Source organism: Enterobacter sp. PL_is514, from assembly GCF_055816715.1.
In genome coordinates this window covers 20,905-41,274 of sequence record NZ_JBVPGN010000035.1, presented here as the reverse complement: position 1 = coordinate 41,274, position 20,370 = coordinate 20,905, and the positions used below count along the sequence as shown (strand labels likewise).

Genomic DNA, 20,370 nt, shown 5'->3' with positions numbered 1-20,370 from the left:
CTTAAGAGGTGAATATGTCTGCACATCGTCAACTGCGGCTGGGGACCATTTTGCATGGTGCATCCGGAAATATGTCCGCCTGGCGTCACCCTGAGGCCGTCGCCGATGCCAGTATCAATTTTGATTTCGTCAAATCGACGGCGTTAAAGGCGGAGGAGGGCAAACTCGATTTTTTATTCGTTGCCGACGGTCTCTACATAAACGAGAAATCCATCCCGCATTTTTTAAATCGCTTTGAACCGCTGACGGTGTTATCTGCTCTCGCCAGCATCACCTCGCGCCTGGGGCTGGTGGGAACCTTATCCACCTCCTACAGCGAACCCTTCACCACGGCGCGCCAGTTCGCCAGCCTCGACCACCTCAGCAACGGACGCGCGGGCTGGAACGTGGTGACCTCGCCGCTGGAAGGGTCGGCGAAGAACTTTTCCCGCGAAAAACACCCCGAGCATGCGCTGCGCTACCGGATTGCGGATGAGTATCTCGACGTGGTGAAAGGGCTGTGGGATTCCTGGGAAGGTGATGCGTTCGTACGTAATAAAGAGAGCGGGCAATTCTTTGACGCGTCAAAGCTTCACACCCTGGATCATCACGGTGATTTCTTCCAGGTCGCCGGGCCGCTGAATATTGGCCGCACCCCGCAGGGGCGTCCGATTGTCTTTCAGGCCGGGGCGTCGGACGACGGGAAAAAGCTGGCGGCGAAACATGCCGACGCCATTTTTACCCATCACGAGACGCTCGACGAGGCAAAAGCCTTTTACCGCGACGTGAAGCAGCAGCTGGAAACAAACGGTCGCCGCGCGCCTGACTTGCATATATTCCAGGGCGTCAGCGTGATTGTGGGAAAAGACGCCGAAGACGTGGAAAACCAGTACCAGACCACGGCGGCGCTGGTGTCGATTAACGATGCCCTCAATTACCTGGGGCGCTATTTCGAACATCATGATTTCAGCCAGTATCCGCTCGACGAGCCGTTCCCGGATATCGGCGATTTAGGCAAAAACAGCTTCCGCAGTACCACCGATGAAATTAAGCGTAACGCCCGCGAGCGCAGCTTAACCCTGCGTCAGGTAGCCCTTGAAGCTGCATCACCGCGCCCGCGCTTTTCCGGTACGCCGGAGGAGGTGGCTGACGGTCTGCAGGCCTGGTTTGAAGGCTATGCCGCTGACGGCTTCATCATTCAGGGCGGTACGCCGGATACCTTCCCGCGCTTTGTTGACCAGGTGGTGCCCATTCTTCAGGCCCGCGGCCTGTTCCGTACCGACTATCCGGGCACCACGCTGCGCGAAAGCCTCGGTTTAGACCAACCGAAAAACCAGTTCACACAACAATAAAAGAGAACCCCGCTATGCAGAAATCATCGCTTATTCTGGCGCTCGCGCTGGCCTTTACCCCTGCCGTCTGGGCAGAGAATGTGAATATTAACGGCACCGGCGTGAGCATCGAGGCCAATAAAACGCCGGTTAACACTGCCAAAAACAATGATGCGGTGGCTCAGCTGCCGAAAGACTATCGCTTTGCCGTGCCGGGGAAATTTACCGTTGCGGTGGCGGGGCTCAATCAGCCGCCGCTGACGGTCTTTTCCGACGACAACAAAACGCTGCTGGGAAGCGAGGTTGACGTCGCCCGTCTGGTCGCCGACAGCCTCGGGCTGGAGCTGAACGTGGTGCCGACCTCCTGGGAAGACTGGCCGCTGGGCGTCGCCTCCGGGAAATATGATGCTGCCATTAGCAATATTACCGTCACCAAAGAGCGTAAAGAGAAGTTTGACTTTGCCACCTACCGAAAAGATTCCCTCGGGTTCTACGTGAAATCAACCAGCCCGATCAAGTCGCTTGAGAAGGCTGAGGACATCGCCGGGCTGCGGATTATCGTCGGCTCCGGCACCAACCAGGAGGCCATCCTGCTGGCATGGAATGCCGAAAACCTGAAGAAGGGGCTGAAACCCTTTACCCCGATCTACACCAAAGACGATGCGGCACAAACGCTGGCGCTGCAGTCAGGACGCGCGGATGCCTACTTTGGTCCGAACGTGATTGGCGCCTGGAAAGCGGCGCTGAACGGGAAAACCAAACTGGTGGGCAGCGTCGACGGCGGCTGGCCGAAGGCGGCACACATCGCGGTGACGCTGAAAAAAGGCAGCGGACTGGTTGAGCCGGTGCAAACCGCGCTGAACGGCGTCATCAAAAACGGCGATTACGACAAAGTGCTCAACCGCTGGGGGGAAGGGGTTGAGCGCATTCCTCAGTCCGAAGTGAACCCGGCTGGCCTGGGCGATTAAGGAGGCGTGATGAGCGAACGATTTCGTGATGTATCACCGGAAGATGCTGAACTTCAGCCCATTATCGAGGGGCTGTTCGGTGAATATGCCGCCCGCTACGGGGACTACTTCTCAAAAGACGCGGAAGTGGAGCTCACCGAGTGGTATTTAGCGCCGCAGGGGCTGTTTATCGTCCTGGAGCGCGACGGGAAGATTATCGCTACCGGCGCATACAAACCGTTTGACGAACGCACCGCGGAAATCAAACGCATCTGGACGGACAAAACCCTGCGTCAGCAGGGGCTTGCCGGGCGCGTGGTGCAGGAGCTGGAGCGCAGGGCGGTGCTGGCAGGGTACAGTCAGATCTACCTGACAACCGGCTTTCGTCAGCCGGAGGCGGTCAGGCTCTATCTTAGCCAGGGCTATCAGCCGCAGTTCGATCTGAACCGCGATCCGGAAGAGTACAGCCAGCCGCCGTTTGACGGTCGGCTGCGATTCACCAAAACGCTGGTACGTGAAGCGTTCAGTAAAACCGCATGAGGAACGACGATGAGCAACGTTGAAACCATTAAGGTGGTCCCGGCGCGTTATCCGCTGCGGGCCGTCGGCGCCGCGGTGGCGCTGTTTGTCCTGGCGGTCGTGATTCAGTCCGTGGCGTTTAACCCGCGCTGGGAGTGGTCGGTGTTCGCCCGCTGGTTCTTCGACCCGGTGATCCTTGAAGGTGTCGGGCAGACCCTGCTACTGACGCTGATCGGCACCGCGCTGAGCGTGGTGTTTGGCGGCATGCTGGCCCTGGCGAGACTCTCTTCATCCTGGCTGCTCAGCAGCCTGGCGTGGGCGTACATCTGGCTGTTTCGGTCGCTGCCGCTGATTGTGGTGCTGATCATCCTGTACAACTTTTCCTATCTTTACGACACGCTCTCGCTCGGCGTGCCGTTCACCGGCATCACCTGGGGCAGCTTTGAAACCATCAACGTGCTGGGGCAGTTTTCTACCGCCGTGGTGGGGCTAACCCTGGTGCAGAGCGCCTATACCGCCGAGATCATTCGCGGCGGATTCCTCGGGGTCGATCACGGGCAGTATGAGGCCGCCGCCGCGCTCGGCCTGCCGGCCTGGCGCCGCACGGTGCGCATCATTTTGCCTCAGGCGCTGCGCACCATTCTGCCGTCGGGGTTCAATGAAATCATCAGTCTCGCCAAGGGGACGGCGATGGTTTACGTCCTGGCGATGCCGGAGCTGTTCTATACCATCCAGATGATCTACAACCGCACGCAGGAGGTGATCCCGCTGCTGATGGTTGGTGCCGCCTGGTACCTGGCGATCACCACCGTCCTGTCCGCTATCCAGTACGGTGTTGAACGCGCACTTGCCCGCAGCGAACGCCGCTCTGCGGTAAATCAGAACCGTGCCGCCCGTCGTACCCGTTCAGTCACCACCACGCCAGCACAGGAGCCTATCCATGCAAGCCTCTCCTGAAGGACATATTTCGATTACCGGCGTCAGCAAATTTTTTGGCCGCCATAAGGCGCTCGACAACGTTTCGCTTGAGATCCCGCCCGGGTCCGTGACGGTCATTCTCGGGCCGTCCGGGTCAGGCAAATCAACCTTGCTGCGCACCATTAATCACCTGGAGCGCGTCGATGAAGGCTTTATTCAGATCGACGGGGATTACATTGGCTACCGTCGTCAGGGAGACAGGCTCTACGAGCTAAAGGAGAAGGAGATCCTCAAACAGCGCGTCAACGTGGGCTATGTGTTCCAGAACTTCAATCTCTTTCCGCATCTCACGGTGCTGGAAAACCTGATTGAGGCGCCCATCGCGCATAAAAAGCTCAGCAAAAAAGAGGCGGTGGAAAGAGCGTACAGCCTGCTGGACGTGGTCGGGCTGCGGGATAAAGCCGATGCCTGGTCGCGCCATCTCTCCGGCGGGCAACAGCAGCGTATTGCCATTGCCCGCGCGCTGGCGCTGCGCCCCCGCGTGATGCTGTTTGATGAACCCACCTCGGCGCTGGATCCGGAGCTGGTGGGGGAAGTGCTGGACGTGATCAAAAAACTGGCCCGGTCCGGCACTACGCTGGTGGTGGTCACTCACGAGATAGGCTTTGCCCGGGAAGTGGCGGATCAGGTGGTGTTTATGGTCGACGGAAAAATTGTCGAGCAGGGAAGCAGTGACGAGGTATTAAACCGTCCGTCACATGCGCGAACGCGCCAGTTCCTCTCCAAAGTCTTATAAGGGGTGCCAATGAAATACGGACTTCTGGCGGGGCTGGTCTTCACGACGGCGAGCCATGCCAGCATTGATTTGAAAGCCAACGAGCAGCCGCTGCCGGTGACGGTGGATCGGCAGGCCGTGGCGAAGATCCCCGCCAGTTACAAATTCGTGGAGCCGGGTACGCTGACGGTCGCCGTCTCAATGCTGAACTCCCCGCCGCTGGCGCTGCTGGCCAGCGATAACCGTACGCGCATTGGCAGCGACCCGGATATCGCCCGCCTGCTGGCGGGCAGCCTGGGGCTGAAGCTGAAGCTGGTGCCGACGGCGTGGGAAGACTGGCCGCTGGGGATCGCCTCCGGGCGCTACGACGTGGCGCTGGTGAACATTGCGGTGACCGAACAGCGTAAAGAGAAGTTTGATTTTGCGACCTACCGCGTCGACTCGCTGGCGTTTTCGGTGAAATCCACCAGTGAGATCCAGTCAATCAAAAGCGCGGAAGATCTGGCCGGGAAAAGGGTGATTGTCGGCTCCGGTACGAATCAGGAACGCATTCTGCTGGGCTGGAACGAAGAGAATAAAAAGGCGGGGCGCGAGCCTGCGCTGCCGGTTTATCTCCACGATGATGCTTCGGGCAATCTCTATATCCAGTCCGGAAGGGCGGATGTGTTCTTCGGACCGCAGTCGGTTTCAGCCTATAAAGCGGCGCTCACAGGTAAAACCCGCGTGGTCGGTTTAGGGCCGAAAAAAGCCTATGTCGCGACCACGACCAAAAAAGGCAATGAGCTGGTGTACGCGTTACAGGCGGCGCTGGACGGCGCGATCAAGCGGGGAGATTACCAGAAGGTGCTGGCGCGCTGGGGCGAGCAGGGGGAAGCGGTGGCACAGTCGGAGGTCAACCCGCCTGGGATAACCTACTAATGGTGCTCTACACTTAGGATTTTCACTCCTGAGGGGGCAACATGATTAAACTCTATGGCGTACCCGGCTGGGGCTCGGCGATCGGTGAAGTGATGCTAACCCTGGCTGATATCCCTTACCAATTTATCAACGTGGACGGGTTTGACCAGCCCGGCCCGCAGCGTGAGCTGCTGCAAAAGCTCAACCCGCTGTGTCAGGTGCCGACGCTGGCGCTGGAAAATGGTGCCATCATGACCGAAACGGCGGCGATTGCCCTGATGGTGCTCGACAGATGTCCCGACCTTGCTCCGCCCGTGGGGCAGGCCGAACGCCAGCAGTTTCAGCGTCTGATGATCTGGTTTGTGGCCAACGTCTATCCCACATTTACGTATGCAGACTATCCCGAACGCTGGGTGCCGGATGCGCCGGAACAGCTGCAGAAAAACTGCATCGCATACCGGAAATCCCTCTATTTGTGGTTCGAAAGTCAGATTAAGGCCGCCCCGTTTGCGCTGGGGGAAAGGCTGACGCTGCTGGATGTGTATATTGCGGTAGCGCGCACCTGGGGGCCCCGTCACGCCTGGTTTGCCGAGAACACCCCTAAATTCACGGCGATTGCGGACGCCGTATGTCAGCGACCGGAACTGCACAAGGTGTTAAAGGCAAACAATATTATCTGATAACGTGTAACCCACATTCACAACCGGAAGCCTGCACATGCCACACGTAGATATCAAATGTTTTCCCCGTGATTTGAACGACGAACAAAAAACGGCCCTGGCGGCGGATATTGCCGACGTGATTATTCGCCATTTCAACAGCAAAGACAGTTCCGTGTCGGTGGCGTTGAACCAGATCGCGCCTGAAGACTGGAAGGCGCAGGTCTGGGATACCGAAATTGGACCGAAGCTGGAGGAGCTTATTAAGAAGCCCGGGTATTCGATGTAGGATCTTTGCCGGGGATCGAATAAGTCCTTCCCGGCTTGTTTTCCCGTTTTCGCAAAAATCGATAAAAATGCGTTTTGTCTTATCCGCTACACTTAACGTTTCTGGCTGACATATTATTAATCCTTAGGAAAGATCTTCAACAGAATCAATTAAGGACAGACACGTTAAAGGATAATTTTCTGATGACAAAATTACCCCGTTTTTCATTCGCCTTTCTTCATCCCCGTTACTGGCTAAGCTGGGCCGGCATTGCCGCGCTGTGGCTCATCATGCTGCTCCCTTATCCGCTTCTGTTCAGAATCGGTCATGGCCTTGGTCGACTGGCGATGCGCTTGCTTCCCCGCCGCGTCGAAATTGCCCGCCGCAACCTGGAGCTTTGTTTCCCGGAGATGAAAAAGGCGGAGCGAGAGTCATTGCTGCAGCGTAATTTTGAATCGGTAGGAATGGGGGTGATCGAGACCGGGATGGCATGGTTCTGGCCCGAGTGGCGGGTGAAGAAATACTTTACCGTGCGGGGTTATGAGCACATGGAAAAGGCCAGGGCGCAAGGAAAGGGCGTGGTGCTGGTGGGGATGCATTTTCTGACGCTTGAGCTAGGCGCGCGGATATTTGGCATGCTTAACCCCGGTATCGGGGTGTATCGTCCTAATAATAATGCCCTGCTGGACTGGCTTCAGACGCGCGGGCGCCTGCGTTCCAATAAAACCATGCTCGATCGTCATGATTTAAAGGGCATGATCCGCTCGCTGAAGCAAAATGAAATTTTGTGGTACGCCCCGGACCATGACTATGGCAAAACCAATAGCGTATTTGTGCCGTTCTTTGCGGTGCCGGATGCCGCGACGACCGCTGGAAGCTATATGCTGGTCAAAAGCGCTAAGCCTGCCGTCATTCCCTTTGTGCCGCGCCGTAAGGCGGATGGCACCGGTTACGAGCTGATCATTCTGGACGATATCAGCGAGGCGTTGCAGGGCGGCGATAAAGAAGCCGTGGCGACGCAGATGAACAGGGCGATTGAACACGCTGTACGGATGGCGCCAGAACAGTATATGTGGCTGCACCGGCGCTTCAAAACGCGTCCCGAAGGTGTACCTGACCGGTATGACCGCCGCAAGAGCGTGGCCCCACGGGGTGATATTCTCTCCGCCAGCGATTTTTCTGACCGATCAGGCATACAGCACTAAAGCCTCAGCGATGCCCTCACCCTGCGGTGAGGGCATGACCGTCGCTACAGCGCGGATCGGCGGTACGGCGCATAGTCCGCCTGCCACCACGTCTTCTCGATACGCGCCATCAACGTCTCATCATCTATCGCCGGTGCCACGCCCTGTTCAATCGCAGCCCGGGCGACGGCGACGGCAATCTGGCGTGAGACCGTTTCAATCTGATCTACCGGCGGCAGCAATCCACCTTTTTCCGTGGTGACCAGAGGAGACTGCGCGGCCAGGCTGCGGCTAGCTGCCATCAGCATCTCTTCCGTGACCCGGCGCGCGTTACAGGCCAGAACGCCCAGCCCCAGACCAGGGAAGATATAGGCGTTGTTACACTGGGCAATCTCGTAGTGTGCATTCTCCCAGAATACCGGCGCGAACGGGCTGCCGGTGGCCACCAGCGCGGCTCCCTGGGTCCAGGCGATAAGATCCTGAGGCTGGGCCTCCGCCCGCGACGTCGGGTTTGAGAGCGGCATGATAATCGGACGCGGGCAGTGGCGATGCATCTCTTTGACAATCTCTTCGCTGAACAGACCCGGCTGGCCTGAAACGCCGATCATCACCGTAGGATGCGCGTTCTTAACCACGTCCAGCAGGGAAATATTCTTCGCCTCTACCTGCCAGCGGCTAACGGCGTCGCGCGCGGTAAGCAGTTTTTTCTGGAAATCGAGCAGGTTGGTCATGTCGTCGGTCAGCAGGCCGAAGCGATCGACCATGAAGATCCTGCTGCGGGCTTCGGACTCGGTCAGGCCGTCATCGACCATCAGCGCCACAATTTTTTCAGCGATCCCGCATCCCGCAGAGCCGCTGCCGAGGAAGACCACGCGCTGATCGCGAATGCGGGTGCCTGCCGCATGGGCCGCCGCCATCAGCGTACCTGCGGTGACCGCTGCCGTGCCCTGGATATCATCATTGAAGCAGCACAGCTGGTCGCGGTAGCGCTGGAGCAGGCGGGTGGCGTTTTTCTGCGCAAAGTCTTCAAACTGCAGGAGAACATTGGGCCAGCGTGCTTTCACGGTGCTGACAAACATATCCATAAACTCAGCGTATTGGTCGTCGCTGATGCGCGGATGACGCCAGCCCATGTACATCGGGTCGTCGAGGTGTTGCTGATTATTGGTGCCGACATCCAGCATAATCGGGAGGGTAGAGGCCGGATGGATCCCCCCGCAGGCGGTATACAGCGACAGCTTACCAATCGGGATGCCCATACCGCCGATACCCTGATCGCCAAGCCCTAAAATACGTTCCCCGTCCGTCACCACAATCACGCGAACGTCGTTGCGTGAAAAACTTTGCAGCATCTCATCAATACGATGACGGTTAGGCCATGAAATAAACAAGCCGCGCGCGCGGCGATAAATCGTAGAGAAATGCTCGCAGGCTTCACCGACCGTCGGGGTATAGATAATCGGTAACGTCTCTTTCAGATGCGAACGCAAGAGATTGTAAAAGAGAGTTTCATTGGTGTCCTGAATATTTCGCAGATAAACATGACGCGAGATATCGCTTTTAAAATGACAGAACTGTACCCAGGCGCGCTCGGTTTGTTCTTCAATGGTTTCAACGTTGTGTGGCAATAACCCATGCAGATTAAAATTATCACGCTCTTCTTTAATAAAAGCGAGTCCTTTATTTAATAGCGGATTCTCCAGCAATACGGCCCCATTGTAAGGGGTGTACAGAACTTCTTTCCGGGACATGGTTAACTCCTGAATTTTTTATATAAAACAGATTAAGAGATGAAATAGATCATAATGCCTTCGGTCACGACCCCGACGGCAGTACCAATTAATATGGAAGAGGATGCGGTATCGATATAGGTATCGCTGCGTAAAGCAAACATCCCCGCGGCAATAGCGGAAGGCGTTGCGCCAATAATTACGACCTGCTGCAGTAAGGTATGACTCAGGCCAAAGGCGATCCCTGCGGCGGCCATCATTGCCGGCTGAATCAGGTTTTTAATACTGATATTGGTAAATGTCTGCACGTTCAGTTTTGGACGTTCACCGTAAAACAGCAGGCCGAGGGCAAACAGGGACAGTCCGCCGGAAACCTTGCCAACCATCTCAATAGGCATGCTGAGAATGGAAGGGATTTGCACACCGGCGAGACTGAGCAAGACGCCGGAGACCGGGATCCAGACGATAGGGTTGCGAGCCGCTTTGATGAGGTTTTGTACGATCATCGCCCCCGGGTGCAGCGCCTCCAGGCCATCATGACCGTTTTTATCACCCATACGAATCAGGACGATAGTCAGAGGGATCATGATAACGCTGGTGATAATGTTACCTATCAGCACACCGATAAATCCTTCCGGCCCAATCAATACCGCCAGGACCGGCGCGCCAAAGTAGGCCATATCAGGAAAGGCGCAAACCAGAGACTGAATGGCGCTGGTTTTGATATCGTGGCGAAAAACATAGCGTGAAATAAACAGCGTCAGTAAATACGACCCCATTAAACCGACAACCAGGACGGCCATAAAGGTCAGGTTTTTAATTTTATTGGGATCGGTATGCAATGCACCAATGAAAAGATGAAAAGGAAGGGCGAAACGAATCACCACGGTTGCCATGACGTTTGCATCTTCACGCCGGGAATATCCCAGCTTTCCACTTAGCCATCCAAGTAACATAATAAAGACGAGCGGAAACAGTGACTGTAATAGTAATGAAGGCATAGTATTTCCTGTAGGGTATTTTATGTGTTTTATTGCAGCGCTAATCTAGCGCTTAGATAGCAGGGCAGGAGTGACAAGTGTCACACTCTCTCTGGTTTTATTAATTTCAAAAAGATTGCATTAGTTGGATAAGTAATGCTTGCGTTAAAAATTGATAAGACGCAAGAATGCGACATGAGTTGCGATAAATAACTTTAGTTACTAAACGCTGAATTAAGTTATTTAAAGGCAAAGAGCCGAATTGTTCACATTTCTCCCTGCAGGCCCGTGATAATTTCACCCTGAGCCTGTTTTTAGAAAAGGCCATCTAAATCATTATTTATATTTAAGAACATTTTTTCGTATCAGGAATAGTTTCAGTTATTCCTTTCTCTGTATATCCGAACACAATTTTCAGGTGATTATATGAAAGATAATCCTGTACCGACTTCTGAGCTGTCTACCTCGCGTTTTGCCTTTGGGCTCAACAATACCGAGGTGGGCACGGTCCCGCTGATGCTGTTCGTCGGGATTGCCGCGATTGTGGCGACATCCGCCTGGGCAGGGCTGCTGCCAAAAAATATGATAGGTGGCCTCGCGGTGATCATGACCCTCGGTTTCGCGTTTGCGAAAGTAGGGCGTCAAATCCCGGTGTTGAAAGATATCGGCGGCCCGGCGATCCTGTGCCTGATGGTGCCCTCCGTGCTGGTCTATTTTGGTGTATTCGGGAAACATACCCTTGATACCGTGCATCTGCTGATGAAAGAGGCGAACCTTCTCTATTTCGTGATTGCCTGCCTGGTGGTCGGCAGTATTCTGGGGATGAACCGGGTGCTGCTGATCCAGGGGATGATGCGCATGTTTGTTCCGCTGGTGGCGGGAACATGCATGGCCGTGCTGAGCGGCCTCATTGTGGGTTCACTGTTTGGTTATACGCCTTACCATACCTTCTTCTTCATCATTGTGCCCATCATTGGCGGTGGAATTGGCGAGGGCATTTTGCCGCTGTCCCTGGCCTATTCGGCAATACTGGGGCAGACGCCGGACGTCTACGTTGCACAGCTGGCACCCGCTGCGGTCGTCGGGAATATCTTCGCCATTATTTGTGCGGGCTCGCTGGCGCGTCTTGGCGCGAAACGTCCTGCGCTTTCGGGAAATGGCATGCTCACGCGGAGTAAAGACGACGCCAGCCTGTTTGCCGGGGCGCAAAGCACACAGCAGACGGATTTTCATCTGATGGGCGGCGGGTTACTGATGGTGTGCGCGTTTTTCATCGTCGGCGGATTGTTTGAAAAACTGGTCCACATTCCCGGCCCGGTGCTGATGATCCTGATTGCTGTTCTGTGTAAATACTTCAGGGTGATCCCGGCCTCAATGGAGCAGGGCGCGCACAGTTGCTATAAATTCGTCTCGGCTGCTCTGGTCTGGCCGCTGATGATCGGCCTCGGGATGTTATACGTACCGCTTGAGAGCGTGGTGTCGGTCTTCTCGGTGGGATACGTGGTGGTATGCGGTTCGGTTGTGATTGCAATGGCGCTGAGCGGCTACTTTATCGCGTCGCGTCTGAATATGTATCCTGTGGAAGCGGCCATTGTGACATGCTGCCACAGCGGGCTGGGCGGAACGGGGGACGTGGCCATTTTGTCCGCGTCTAACCGGATGTCGCTCATGCCGTTCGCGCAGATCGCCACCCGCATCGGCGGTGCGTCGACGGTGATTTTCGCCACGCTGCTGATGGGCTGGATTATGGCGCACTGATTCGAAACGTCAGGATACTGAATCGCAACGACATTTTCAGGATGTCGCTGCGGTTCAGTCCTTTATAAATATCACCGTACTGTATAGAATTACCGCATCCACAGCGACGGGATACCACATGATGACCGGAAGAGTTGATTATCAGATTGAAAAATATCTCCTTACCGAAGCCGCCGAGCCGGAGCGCCTGACGCGCCAGTGGGCGGAGGTGATGGAAGAGTGTCGTGAGCAAAAGTCCGGGGCAGAGGAGCGGTTGCGTCTCGCGTTGCTTAATGTGGATTACGTCACCAGCTTCGAGCTGCCCTTCAGGCTACTTCTCACCCGTGCGCCCCAGTTAATAGACGTTGTCAGAAAAGAGCTTCAGCTCAGTCAGAAAAATGTTCTGTTTAACGGCAAGCGCTTTGGCTGCGTCTATAGCCTGAAAAGGGATCTCGATGGAATACCTGACGAGTTTACCTATCAACTGAAAACGCGGATCCAGCGCAGTGACGCGACAGGATGTAATGAAGTGCCTTACAGGCAAATTGCCCAGCAGGTCAAAGCCCCAAAGGAACGTCTCAAGCTGGCGCTGGAAAACGGCCTGTCTGTGACGGCACTCGACGGGCTTTTCTGGTTTGGCATTCAGCGCATCGCGGCTGATGTACAGAGGTTAAGGAAAATGGGTGTGAGAATTGTGACGTCGGAGACCGAAGTCTTTGATACGCTGACAAAGACCAGCCGACGGATCCCCGTATATAGCCTTGCTCGCCCGGAATGAGTATTCGCCGCTGAGCAGTCGACGCATCAAACATGACGGAAAATGGCGGCCAGTTTTTTTACAGCGTCTTCTATTTCCCTTTCCGTGTAAGCAGCAAATCCCATCAAAAAACCGGTGGACGCGGGGGGACCTGCATATAAATCGGTAAGCCCAAGTATATCAACACCCGCACGGCGGGCGGCGGTGGCTATCTCTTTCTCGGATATTCCGTGTTTCAGATGACAAGGCATTTGCATTCCCCCCGCAGGCGTTTCACAGGCAACATACTCAGAAAGATACGCATCCATCAGGCTTGCCAGCGCATCGCGACGAGCAACGTAAATACTCCTCATCTTACGAACATAGGCACCAAAATGGCCTCCCTCCAGAAATTTAGCCAGCGTCAGCTGGGTTATTGAGGCGGTGTGACCATCCATCAATGTCCTCGCCATGGTAAAGGGCTCTGTCAATTCTGAGGGAACGATCATGTAGGCAATACGCAGCCCGGGGAACAGAGACTTGGTGAACGTGCCGATATAAATTGTCCGGTTGTACGTATCAAGCCCCTGAAGACTGGCCATAGGCTTACCTTCGTAGTGAAACTCACTGTCATAGTCATCCTCAATGATCCAGGCCCCGTAACGGTTTGCCCATTTGACAACTGCCAGTCGTCGGTCAAGAGAGAGCGTCACCCCGGTAGGGTACTGATGAGAAGGGGTAAGGTATATCGCCCTGGCTGGCTCGGTCAGAGAATTAAGACCGTCAACCGAGATGCCTTTTTCATCAAGAGGAACCGGAATGCAGCGAAGTCCTGCGGCGTTGAACGCTTTGTGTGCCCCTTGATAGGAGGGGTCTTCAATGACAATGCCGTCTCCGGCATCCATCAGCACGTGGGAACAGAGCGCAAGCGCCTGTTGAGAACTTGTCAGAACAATGATCTGTTCTGCCCTCGCACGCGTTCCGCGCTCCAGGTTGACATATTCCGCAATGGCCCGTCGCAGGTGCTCTATACCCTGTGGTGGACTTTGCTCTAATGCCTGATGCTGAAACTCCTTCAGGACCTGTCGCTGAAGACGCTCCCAGGTTGAAATGGGAAACATGCGGGTTTCAGGAATGCCGGGCGCAAGGGGACGAGGGGAGGAAAATTCGCGGATCCCGCCGCTTTCATAAACGATCTTACCTCGGACGCTGAGTTTTGCTTTTCGTATCTCAGCGGTTGGCTGATGCTGTCGAGGACTGGGTTTTAAAAAGCGCGCGCTGGAAGAGACGAAGCTCCCTCTGCCTGTTTGTCTCTCAATAAACCCTTCGGCATGCAGGCTGGAGTAGGCCGCTTCTATGGTATCCCGGGAAACGCTGAGAGAAGCCGCCAGAGCGCGTGAAGCAGGAAGGGCCTTACCGTGAGATAATACCCCTTCCAGTATCAGCGTCCGTATTGCTCTCTGGATCCTTTCATGAAGCGGTAGCGATCCGTTAGCGGGGTCGATAATCCATGCCTTAACCGTTTCAAGCTGCGCGTGCTTAAACATGACGTTGTCCACTTTTCCTCTGTGCCTCTTGATTCTAAAGCAATACTGCATGCAGCAGGATGAAAAATTGGTCTGCTTTGATGGCAAGAATTGGCGGGGCAAAACGTGCCATTCAGCGAATACACTCTTCCTGAAACGAATAAACGGGTGAGAGAAGAGGCAATATGAACAATACGATCGTGACAATTAAGGCAGTTAAAGAACGTGATTTTGAAAGCTGGATGCCACTATGGGGAAAATATCAGGCGTTTTACAACGTCGATCTGTCCGGGGCGATTACAGAACGAACCTGGCAACGATTTTTCAGCCCCGTTGAGCCGCTATTCTGCGTGGTGGCACGATGTAATGGAGAAATAGTGGGTTTTGCGCATTATCTCTTTCACCGTTCGACCTGGGCTGAGAGCGATTACTGCTACCTCGAAGATTTATATGTCTGCGAAGCTGTCAGGGGCAAACATATTGGCAAACAGTTAATAGAATATGTTCAGAGAGAAGCCAGAAAACATCATGCCAGTCATCTTTACTGGCATACGCATGAAGCCAACTATCGCGGGCAACGATTGTATGACTGGATTGCGAAAAAAAGTGGAATGATTGAATATCGTATGCAGGTAAGGTAAATCCCTTTGCTGACGATATGCCCCTTACATCATTAAGGGGCTTTAACCCGATATGCTCTTATGATTTAGCCTGTAAAAGTATCGCCATCAGCCCCGGAAAGCGGGCATCCAGATCCTCTCTGCGCAATGAAATCATGTTTTCTCGTCCCTGCGGACGCTGCCAGATCACGCCGCTGTCGCGCAATACGCGCCAGTGATGGGTCATCGTAGACTTCACCACATCTTCCGGGCGCAGCGCGTTACAGCTGAGTTCGCTGCCATCGGCCAGCCGGCGAATTATCGACAGCCGGAGCGGGTTGCCGAGGGCAAACAGCACATTTTCCAGCAGTATTTGTTCAGTTTCAGGGTGGTTTGGGATCATCGTTTTCCTGCGTATGGCGTCAGATTGAGCTATATCAACAATAGGTCAACCGTTAAAAAATAGTTCGATAATACTCGTACAATAGGACTATTATAGCAAACGAACGAATGCACGACCATCCTGGTCGTCACAGACAAGTCATAAGACTTAAGGAAATATCATGCCCCGACCCATCCCTCTCGAACGTTATCGCAACATCGGTATCTCCGCGCATATCGATGCCGGTAAAACCACCACCACTGAGCGCATCCTGTTTTATACCGGGATGAGCCACAAGCTGGGTGAAGTACACGATGGCGCGGCAACCACTGACTGGATGGCGCAGGAGCAAGAGCGCGGGATCACGATTACCTCCGCGGCGGTCAGCTGCTTCTGGCCGGGTATGGACAGAGGATATGAGCCGCACCGGATTAACATCATCGACACCCCGGGGCACGTGGATTTCACCATTGAAGTGGAACGTTCCATGCGCGTACTCGACGGTGCCGTGATGGTGTATGACTCCGTGGGCGGCGTGCAGCCGCAGTCAGAAACCGTCTGGCGTCAGGCCAATAAATATCACGTTCCGCGACTGGCCTTCGTCAACAAAATGGACCGTCCGGGTGCCGATTTCTTCCGCGTCGTGCGGATGATGCAGGAACGCCTGAAGGCCAATCCGGTGCCGATTGTCATCCCGGTGGGGGCAGAAGATCACTTCACCGGCGTGGTGGATCTGATCAAGATGCGCACCATTCTGTGGGACGACGCGACTCAGGGTATGGTGTTTACCTATGCGCCTGTGCCGGATGATTTAATCAGCACCGCCCGGGAATGGCGGGAAAAAATGGTCTCTGCGGCGGCGGAAGCCAGCGATGAACTGATGGATAAGTACCTGGAGACGGGCGACCTGACGGAAGCGGAAATCATCAAAGGGCTGCGTATTCGCACCATCTCGGGCGAAATCCAGCCGATGCTGTGCGGCAGCGCGTTCAAGAATAAAGGCGTACAGCGCATGCTCGATGCGGTGATTGAGCTGATGCCATCGCCGCTGGACGTGCCGGCCATTGATGGCGTGGATGAAAAAGGGCAGCACGCCGAGCGTCATCCGAGCGATGATGAGCCGTTCTCGGCCCTGGCGTTCAAGCTGATGAGCGACCCGTATGTCGGGCAGCTGACCTTTATCCGCGTGTACTCTGGCGTGCTGCGCAAAGGCGACGCGGTGTACAACCCGGTGAAAGGGAAGAAAGAGCGTATCGGACGTATTGTGCTGATGCATGCTAACGATCGCCACGAGGTGGACGAACTGCGTGCCGGGGATATCGCGGCCTGTGTCGGGCTGAAAGACGTGACCACCGGCGACACGCTCACCGATCCGAACGCCGTCATTACGCTTGAGCGTATGGAGTTCCCGGATCCGGTGATCTCGCTGGCGATTGAGCCGAAAACCAAAGGCGATCAGGAGAAAATGGGGATTGCGCTGCAGCGTCTGGCAGCGGAAGACCCGTCTTTCCGCCTGCATACTGACGAAGAGTCCGGCCAGACCATTATCTCCGGGATGGGTGAGCTACACCTCGAGATTATCGTCGACCGCATGAAACGTGAGTTTGGCGTCGAGGCAAATATTGGTCGTCCGCAGGTGACCTATCGTGAAACCCTGCGTAAAACGGTGAAGGATATCGAAGGCAAATTTGTCCGTCAGTCCGGCGGTAAAGGCCAGTACGGTCATGTGGTGCTGAGCCTGGAGCCGCTGGAGCCCGGAAGTGGTTTTAAATTTGAAGATGCCACTAAGGGCGGCGTGGTGCCGCGCGAGTATATCCCGTCCGTTGAGAAAGGACTGCGGGAAGCAATGAACAGCGGGGTACTGGCGGGCTATCCGGTCGTCGATGTCAAAGCGACGCTGACGTTTGGCTCGTATCACGATGTCGACTCCTCGGAGATGGCCTTCCGCATGGCGGCGATCCTCGGTTTCAAAGAGGGCGCCCGCAGGGCAGATCCGGTGATCCTTGAGCCGATCATGCACGTGGAGGTGGAAACACCGGAAGAGTACGCCGGTAACATTATGGGCGATCTCTCTTCACGACGCGGCATGGTGCAGGGGATGGCGGAGCAGTACGGCAGCCAGATTATTCGTGCTGACGTGCCGCTGGCAGAGATGTTTGGCTATGCCACGACATTGCGCTCGATGTCCCAGGGACGCGCGACGTATACGATGGAGTTCCATCATTTTGCGGAAGCCCCGCGGAATGTTGCGGATGAGATTATTTCACGGCGTGCGAAGTAGTTAATGAATTGCACACGGTAGCCGCTGGGTTACCGTGTGCTTTTGCCGCTGTAGCAGAGGGCTTTCATATCCGATTATTACTTGATCAGCGTGGCCGATCGAACTTTCCATTTCCCTTCTTCCTGAACGAGACAATCTGCTACAACGTGATTTTGTTTCTTACCAAATGCGAGATAGACGTTTGTGCAAACGGCATCAAAATCAGAGTGTAAGACGGTTATCTGATTCCAGTCTTCATCCCAGTCCTGCGTTTTGATGAACATATCAGCATCGGGCATGTCTTTTTCGTTACTGTCTCCTGAGTACATCTCCTTAATTGCATCAATTGTCCCAGAGGCAACGTATTCATTCATAATGTCTGGATTCAGCACTGGTGGTTTGTCCTGATTCAGCTGAGCGATATACCATTGATTGAATTTAAGCGCAGCCTGGCCTGGGGCATAGTCAGTTTGGGCGACTGCGAACGGAGAGAGGGCAAAAAGAAAAAAGCAGAGTATTTTCATTAGTCGTGCCTGAACAGTTCGTAATGAGGTTGATCGTATACCAGGCGGAATCCAGCGTTGACCAATGTACGCCCCATATCTTTTGCCAGACGCGTATTGGGAATTTTTAATTTTCCCCCCGTTCTGATCGCTTCGGTGACGTAGCGAGCACAATAACCGGTGCTCTTCGGTTGGGCGTGTGATTTGGCATAGGAGATTGCGCCATCTTTATTCCATGACATTGATATTTCCTTAACGGGAGAGTGCTAATGCAGCAACTCCGGAAATATCCTCCGTTTTACAACGCAATAGTAAACATAAAATGCCATAGAAATTTAATATAATTCAGTAAGATATGATTTAGAAAATCAATCCAGCGCCTTCACCATCTTCCCACTCGCCACAAACGTCCCGGCTCCAAGATGATGCAGGGTGTTCAGCTTATCCCCGTCAAACTGCCAGCGTCCGGCGACAAACGTGCGTTTGTCTGCTGCCGCTGAAACCACTTCACCAAACAGGGTGTCATATTTTTCTGCCGCAGAAGTTACAGGTAATAACCGACACTCCATCCACGCCAGACATTTTTCTTCAATCACCGGCAGGCCAAGTTCAGGACCGTTCACGACCGGGATCCCGTAGCAGTTGAATTTGTCTTCATCGCGCCCGCTGACGCTGCCGACCGCGTAAGTCCAGTTGGCCGCCGCCACGCCGGGGATGACGATGCCAAATTTCCCGCTGCGTTCGATCAGCTCGCGTGACCAGGTACTTTTGTCCACGACTATCGCGATGCGTGGCGGTTCAAACTCAACGGGCATTGACCATGCGGCAGCCATAACGTTACGTCTGTCGAGCGTTTCATCACGACTGGTAATCAGTACGGTAGGACCATGGTTCAGCAGACGGCTGGCATGACGTAATTCAACAGGGCGAAAGTGGCTCATAGGATCTCCTCATCTGTAACGATGAGTATGACGAAAAAGCACGTAAATCAAAGTGAGTGAGTAAAATTAGTTTATAAACAGAACATCACAATCAAAGGAAACTGATTAATGTCCCCATTCCTGACCGCCTATTTCGCCCGCATCGGCTGGACGCAACCGACCGCTGTTGATATCGATACCCTGCGCGCGCTGCATTTACATCACAACTGTGCGATTCCTTTTGAAAATATTGATGTCGTTCTGCCGCGAGAGATCCATCTTGAGGATCAGAATCTGGTCGATAAACTGGTCTCCGCGCGCCGCGGAGGCTATTGCTTTGAGCAAAACGGCCTGTTCGAACGCGTATTGCGCGAAGTTGGCTTTACGGTGCGCAGCGTACTGGGACGCGTGATATTAGCGAATCCACCGCAAATGCCGCCGCGCACGCACCGCCTGCTGCTGGTTGAGCTTAACGGCGAGCGCTGGATTGCGGACGTGGGGTTTGGCGGCCAGACGCTGACGGCGCCAATTCGTCTGCTCGCCAGTGAGGAACAGGAAACGCCGCACGGCCTGTATCGTCTGCTGAGCGAGGGTAACGACTGGGTGCTGCAGTTCCGTCACCACGAGCACTGGCAGTCGATGTACCATTTTGACCTGACGACACAGTATTTCAGTGATTACGTGATGGGGAATTTCTGGTCGGCGCACTGGCCGCAGTCGCACTTCCGCCATCATCTGCTGATGTGCCGCCATCTGCCGGACGGCGGCAAGCTGACGCTGACCAACTTCAACTTTACCCACTGGCAGAACGGTCATGTGGAGGAGCAGATTCATTTGCCGGATGCGGAGGCGCTGTATAAGCTGCTGCAGGTGCGGTTTGGCCTGGGCGTTGATGACCCGAAGCACGGCTTTACCCTGGCCGAGCTGACGGCGGTGATGGCGGAGTTTGATACGCATCCGCAGGCCGGGAAATAGCCCGGTGGCGGCTACGCCTTACCGGGCCTACGGGTGCCCGAACACAGGCCGCCACCCGGCAGGTTAGTTTAAACATCGTCAAAGGCATGCTGATATGGAAATCTTGTTGCGGAATAAATTCAGTTCAGTGGGAATGTTACTCGGGGTTATTGCACTGCTTCTTTCATTAGTGCAGTTCACTTTTGGTCCTTTTTCGACAAAGTCGACAGCGCTTGAAATTGTTGTGGCTGAAAAAGTTTCGGCGGTAAAAAAAGGGATCATTGCTGGCATAAAGGGAGAACAGCCGACCGTTGAAGCGAAAAAGAAAGCGGTCGATATCGACAGCATTCTTATCAATAGCGGAATAATTTTATCCGTGGTGGCATTAGGGCTTGCCTTCACTGCTGGGATGCGCAAAGAGAACAGATGGGGGGTGAGTGGTGCACTGTTTTTTTCCGGGGCCACGCTCGCTTTTCATGCGGCGTTACTGGCTTTTGGTCTGATTGTCGCAGTGTTGCTGCTGCTGTTGGTTATTTCAGTCGTCAGCGGAAGTAATTTGTTCTGAC

General features: G+C 54.6%; 20 protein-coding genes and 1 pseudogene. 14 read left to right on the top strand and 7 right to left on the bottom strand.

What is annotated here, in order from left to right; all coding sequences use genetic code 11:
• Positions 1-14 precede the first annotated feature (14 nt).
• The 8 genes and pseudogenes from AC0TNG_RS18970 (at position 15) to AC0TNG_RS18935 (ending at position 7,498) form a co-directional block, all read left to right on the top strand.
• Positions 15-2,278: pseudogene (locus AC0TNG_RS18970) on the top strand (NtaA/DmoA family FMN-dependent monooxygenase).
• A 9-nt stretch (positions 2,279-2,287) separates the two neighbouring features.
• On the top strand, positions 2,288-2,797 hold the full coding sequence (locus AC0TNG_RS18965; RefSeq protein WP_008501765.1) for a GNAT family N-acetyltransferase: 510 nt from the start codon (positions 2,288-2,290) through the stop codon (positions 2,795-2,797).
• Positions 2,798-2,806: 9 nt separating this feature from the next.
• Entirely contained in the window at positions 2,807-3,733 is a 927-nt protein-coding gene (locus AC0TNG_RS18960; RefSeq protein ID WP_024909603.1) for an amino acid ABC transporter permease, read from the top strand.
• A complete protein-coding gene (locus AC0TNG_RS18955; RefSeq protein WP_024909602.1) occupies positions 3,717-4,490 on the top strand; it encodes an amino acid ABC transporter ATP-binding protein in 774 nt (257 codons plus the stop codon). Before AC0TNG_RS18960 ends, AC0TNG_RS18955 begins: the two co-directional genes overlap by 17 nt.
• A 9-nt stretch (positions 4,491-4,499) precedes the next feature.
• Positions 4,500-5,387 (top strand): ABC transporter substrate-binding protein, encoded by an 888-nt coding sequence (locus AC0TNG_RS18950; protein ID WP_032647448.1) that lies wholly within the window; start codon positions 4,500-4,502, stop codon positions 5,385-5,387.
• Positions 5,388-5,428: 41 nt separating this feature from the next.
• Positions 5,429-6,046 carry a glutathione S-transferase family protein gene (locus AC0TNG_RS18945; protein ID WP_473712638.1) on the top strand — a complete coding sequence of 206 codons (618 nt, stop codon included), beginning with the start codon at positions 5,429-5,431 and terminating at the stop codon, positions 6,044-6,046.
• Positions 6,047-6,083: 37 nt separating this feature from the next.
• Positions 6,084-6,314, top strand: a complete 231-nt coding sequence (pptA, locus tag AC0TNG_RS18940) for a tautomerase PptA (RefSeq protein WP_024909599.1) — start codon at positions 6,084-6,086, stop codon at positions 6,312-6,314.
• A gap of 182 nt (positions 6,315-6,496) precedes the next feature.
• A complete protein-coding gene (locus AC0TNG_RS18935; RefSeq protein ID WP_024909598.1) occupies positions 6,497-7,498 on the top strand; it encodes a Kdo(2)-lipid IV(A) acyltransferase in 1,002 nt (333 codons plus the stop codon).
• Between the two features lie 44 nt (positions 7,499-7,542).
• Here the strand turns inward: AC0TNG_RS18935 and AC0TNG_RS18930 are convergent, their stop codons facing one another.
• Both AC0TNG_RS18930 and AC0TNG_RS18925 read right to left on the bottom strand, forming a co-directional pair.
• Positions 7,543-9,228: an NAD-dependent malic enzyme gene (locus tag AC0TNG_RS18930; protein ID WP_473712637.1), complete on the bottom strand. Its 1,686-nt coding sequence runs from the start codon at positions 9,226-9,228 to the stop codon at positions 7,543-7,545.
• A gap of 32 nt (positions 9,229-9,260) precedes the next feature.
• Complete coding sequence (locus tag AC0TNG_RS18925; protein WP_024909596.1) at positions 9,261-10,208, bottom strand: AEC family transporter; 948 nt, start codon at positions 10,206-10,208, stop codon at positions 9,261-9,263.
• A gap of 405 nt (positions 10,209-10,613) precedes the next feature.
• On the opposite strand from AC0TNG_RS18925, the gene AC0TNG_RS18920 reads away from it, so the two are divergent.
• Both AC0TNG_RS18920 and AC0TNG_RS18915 read left to right on the top strand, forming a co-directional pair.
• Entirely contained in the window at positions 10,614-11,945 is a 1,332-nt protein-coding gene (locus tag AC0TNG_RS18920; protein ID WP_033145663.1) for a 2-hydroxycarboxylate transporter family protein, read from the top strand.
• Between the two features lie 121 nt (positions 11,946-12,066).
• Positions 12,067-12,702 (top strand): ECs1377 family protein, encoded by a 636-nt coding sequence (locus AC0TNG_RS18915; RefSeq protein ID WP_024909594.1) that lies wholly within the window; start codon positions 12,067-12,069, stop codon positions 12,700-12,702.
• A gap of 26 nt (positions 12,703-12,728) precedes the next feature.
• On the opposite strand, the gene pdxR is transcribed toward AC0TNG_RS18915, so the two are convergent.
• On the bottom strand, positions 12,729-14,207 hold the full coding sequence (pdxR, locus tag AC0TNG_RS18910; RefSeq protein WP_473712636.1) for a MocR-like pyridoxine biosynthesis transcription factor PdxR: 1,479 nt from the start codon (positions 14,205-14,207) through the stop codon (positions 12,729-12,731).
• 164 nt (positions 14,208-14,371) lie between these two features.
• Between pdxR and AC0TNG_RS18905 the strand changes: the two genes are divergently transcribed.
• On the top strand, positions 14,372-14,827 hold the full coding sequence (locus AC0TNG_RS18905; RefSeq protein ID WP_420278320.1) for a GNAT family N-acetyltransferase: 456 nt from the start codon (positions 14,372-14,374) through the stop codon (positions 14,825-14,827).
• A gap of 58 nt (positions 14,828-14,885) precedes the next feature.
• Here the strand turns inward: AC0TNG_RS18905 and AC0TNG_RS18900 are convergent, their stop codons facing one another.
• Positions 14,886-15,188, bottom strand: a complete 303-nt coding sequence (locus AC0TNG_RS18900; RefSeq protein ID WP_024909591.1) for an ArsR/SmtB family transcription factor — start codon at positions 15,186-15,188, stop codon at positions 14,886-14,888.
• A gap of 160 nt (positions 15,189-15,348) precedes the next feature.
• On the opposite strand from AC0TNG_RS18900, the gene fusA reads away from it, so the two are divergent.
• Positions 15,349-17,448, top strand: coding sequence for an elongation factor G (gene fusA / locus AC0TNG_RS18895; protein ID WP_473712635.1), 2,100 nt, complete (start codon positions 15,349-15,351; stop codon positions 17,446-17,448).
• A gap of 77 nt (positions 17,449-17,525) precedes the next feature.
• On the opposite strand, the gene AC0TNG_RS18890 is transcribed toward fusA, so the two are convergent.
• From AC0TNG_RS18890 to AC0TNG_RS18880, 3 genes are all read right to left on the bottom strand, one after another.
• Entirely contained in the window at positions 17,526-17,951 is a 426-nt protein-coding gene (locus AC0TNG_RS18890) for a DUF3828 domain-containing protein (RefSeq protein WP_090416784.1), read from the bottom strand.
• A complete protein-coding gene (locus tag AC0TNG_RS18885) occupies positions 17,951-18,172 on the bottom strand; it encodes a hypothetical protein (RefSeq protein ID WP_235404351.1) in 222 nt (73 codons plus the stop codon). Before AC0TNG_RS18885 ends, AC0TNG_RS18890 begins: the two co-directional genes overlap by 1 nt.
• Before the next feature lie 126 nt (positions 18,173-18,298).
• Positions 18,299-18,871, bottom strand: a complete 573-nt coding sequence (locus AC0TNG_RS18880; protein ID WP_473712634.1) for a flavin reductase family protein — start codon at positions 18,869-18,871, stop codon at positions 18,299-18,301.
• Positions 18,872-18,979: 108 nt separating this feature from the next.
• On the opposite strand from AC0TNG_RS18880, the gene nhoA reads away from it, so the two are divergent.
• Positions 18,980-19,825: an N-hydroxyarylamine O-acetyltransferase gene (gene nhoA / locus AC0TNG_RS18875; RefSeq protein ID WP_473712633.1), complete on the top strand. Its 846-nt coding sequence runs from the start codon at positions 18,980-18,982 to the stop codon at positions 19,823-19,825.
• 94 nt (positions 19,826-19,919) lie between these two features.
• Positions 19,920-20,369, top strand: a complete 450-nt coding sequence (locus AC0TNG_RS18870) for a hypothetical protein (RefSeq protein ID WP_024909585.1) — start codon at positions 19,920-19,922, stop codon at positions 20,367-20,369.
• The last annotated feature ends 1 nt before the right edge of the window (position 20,370 follow it).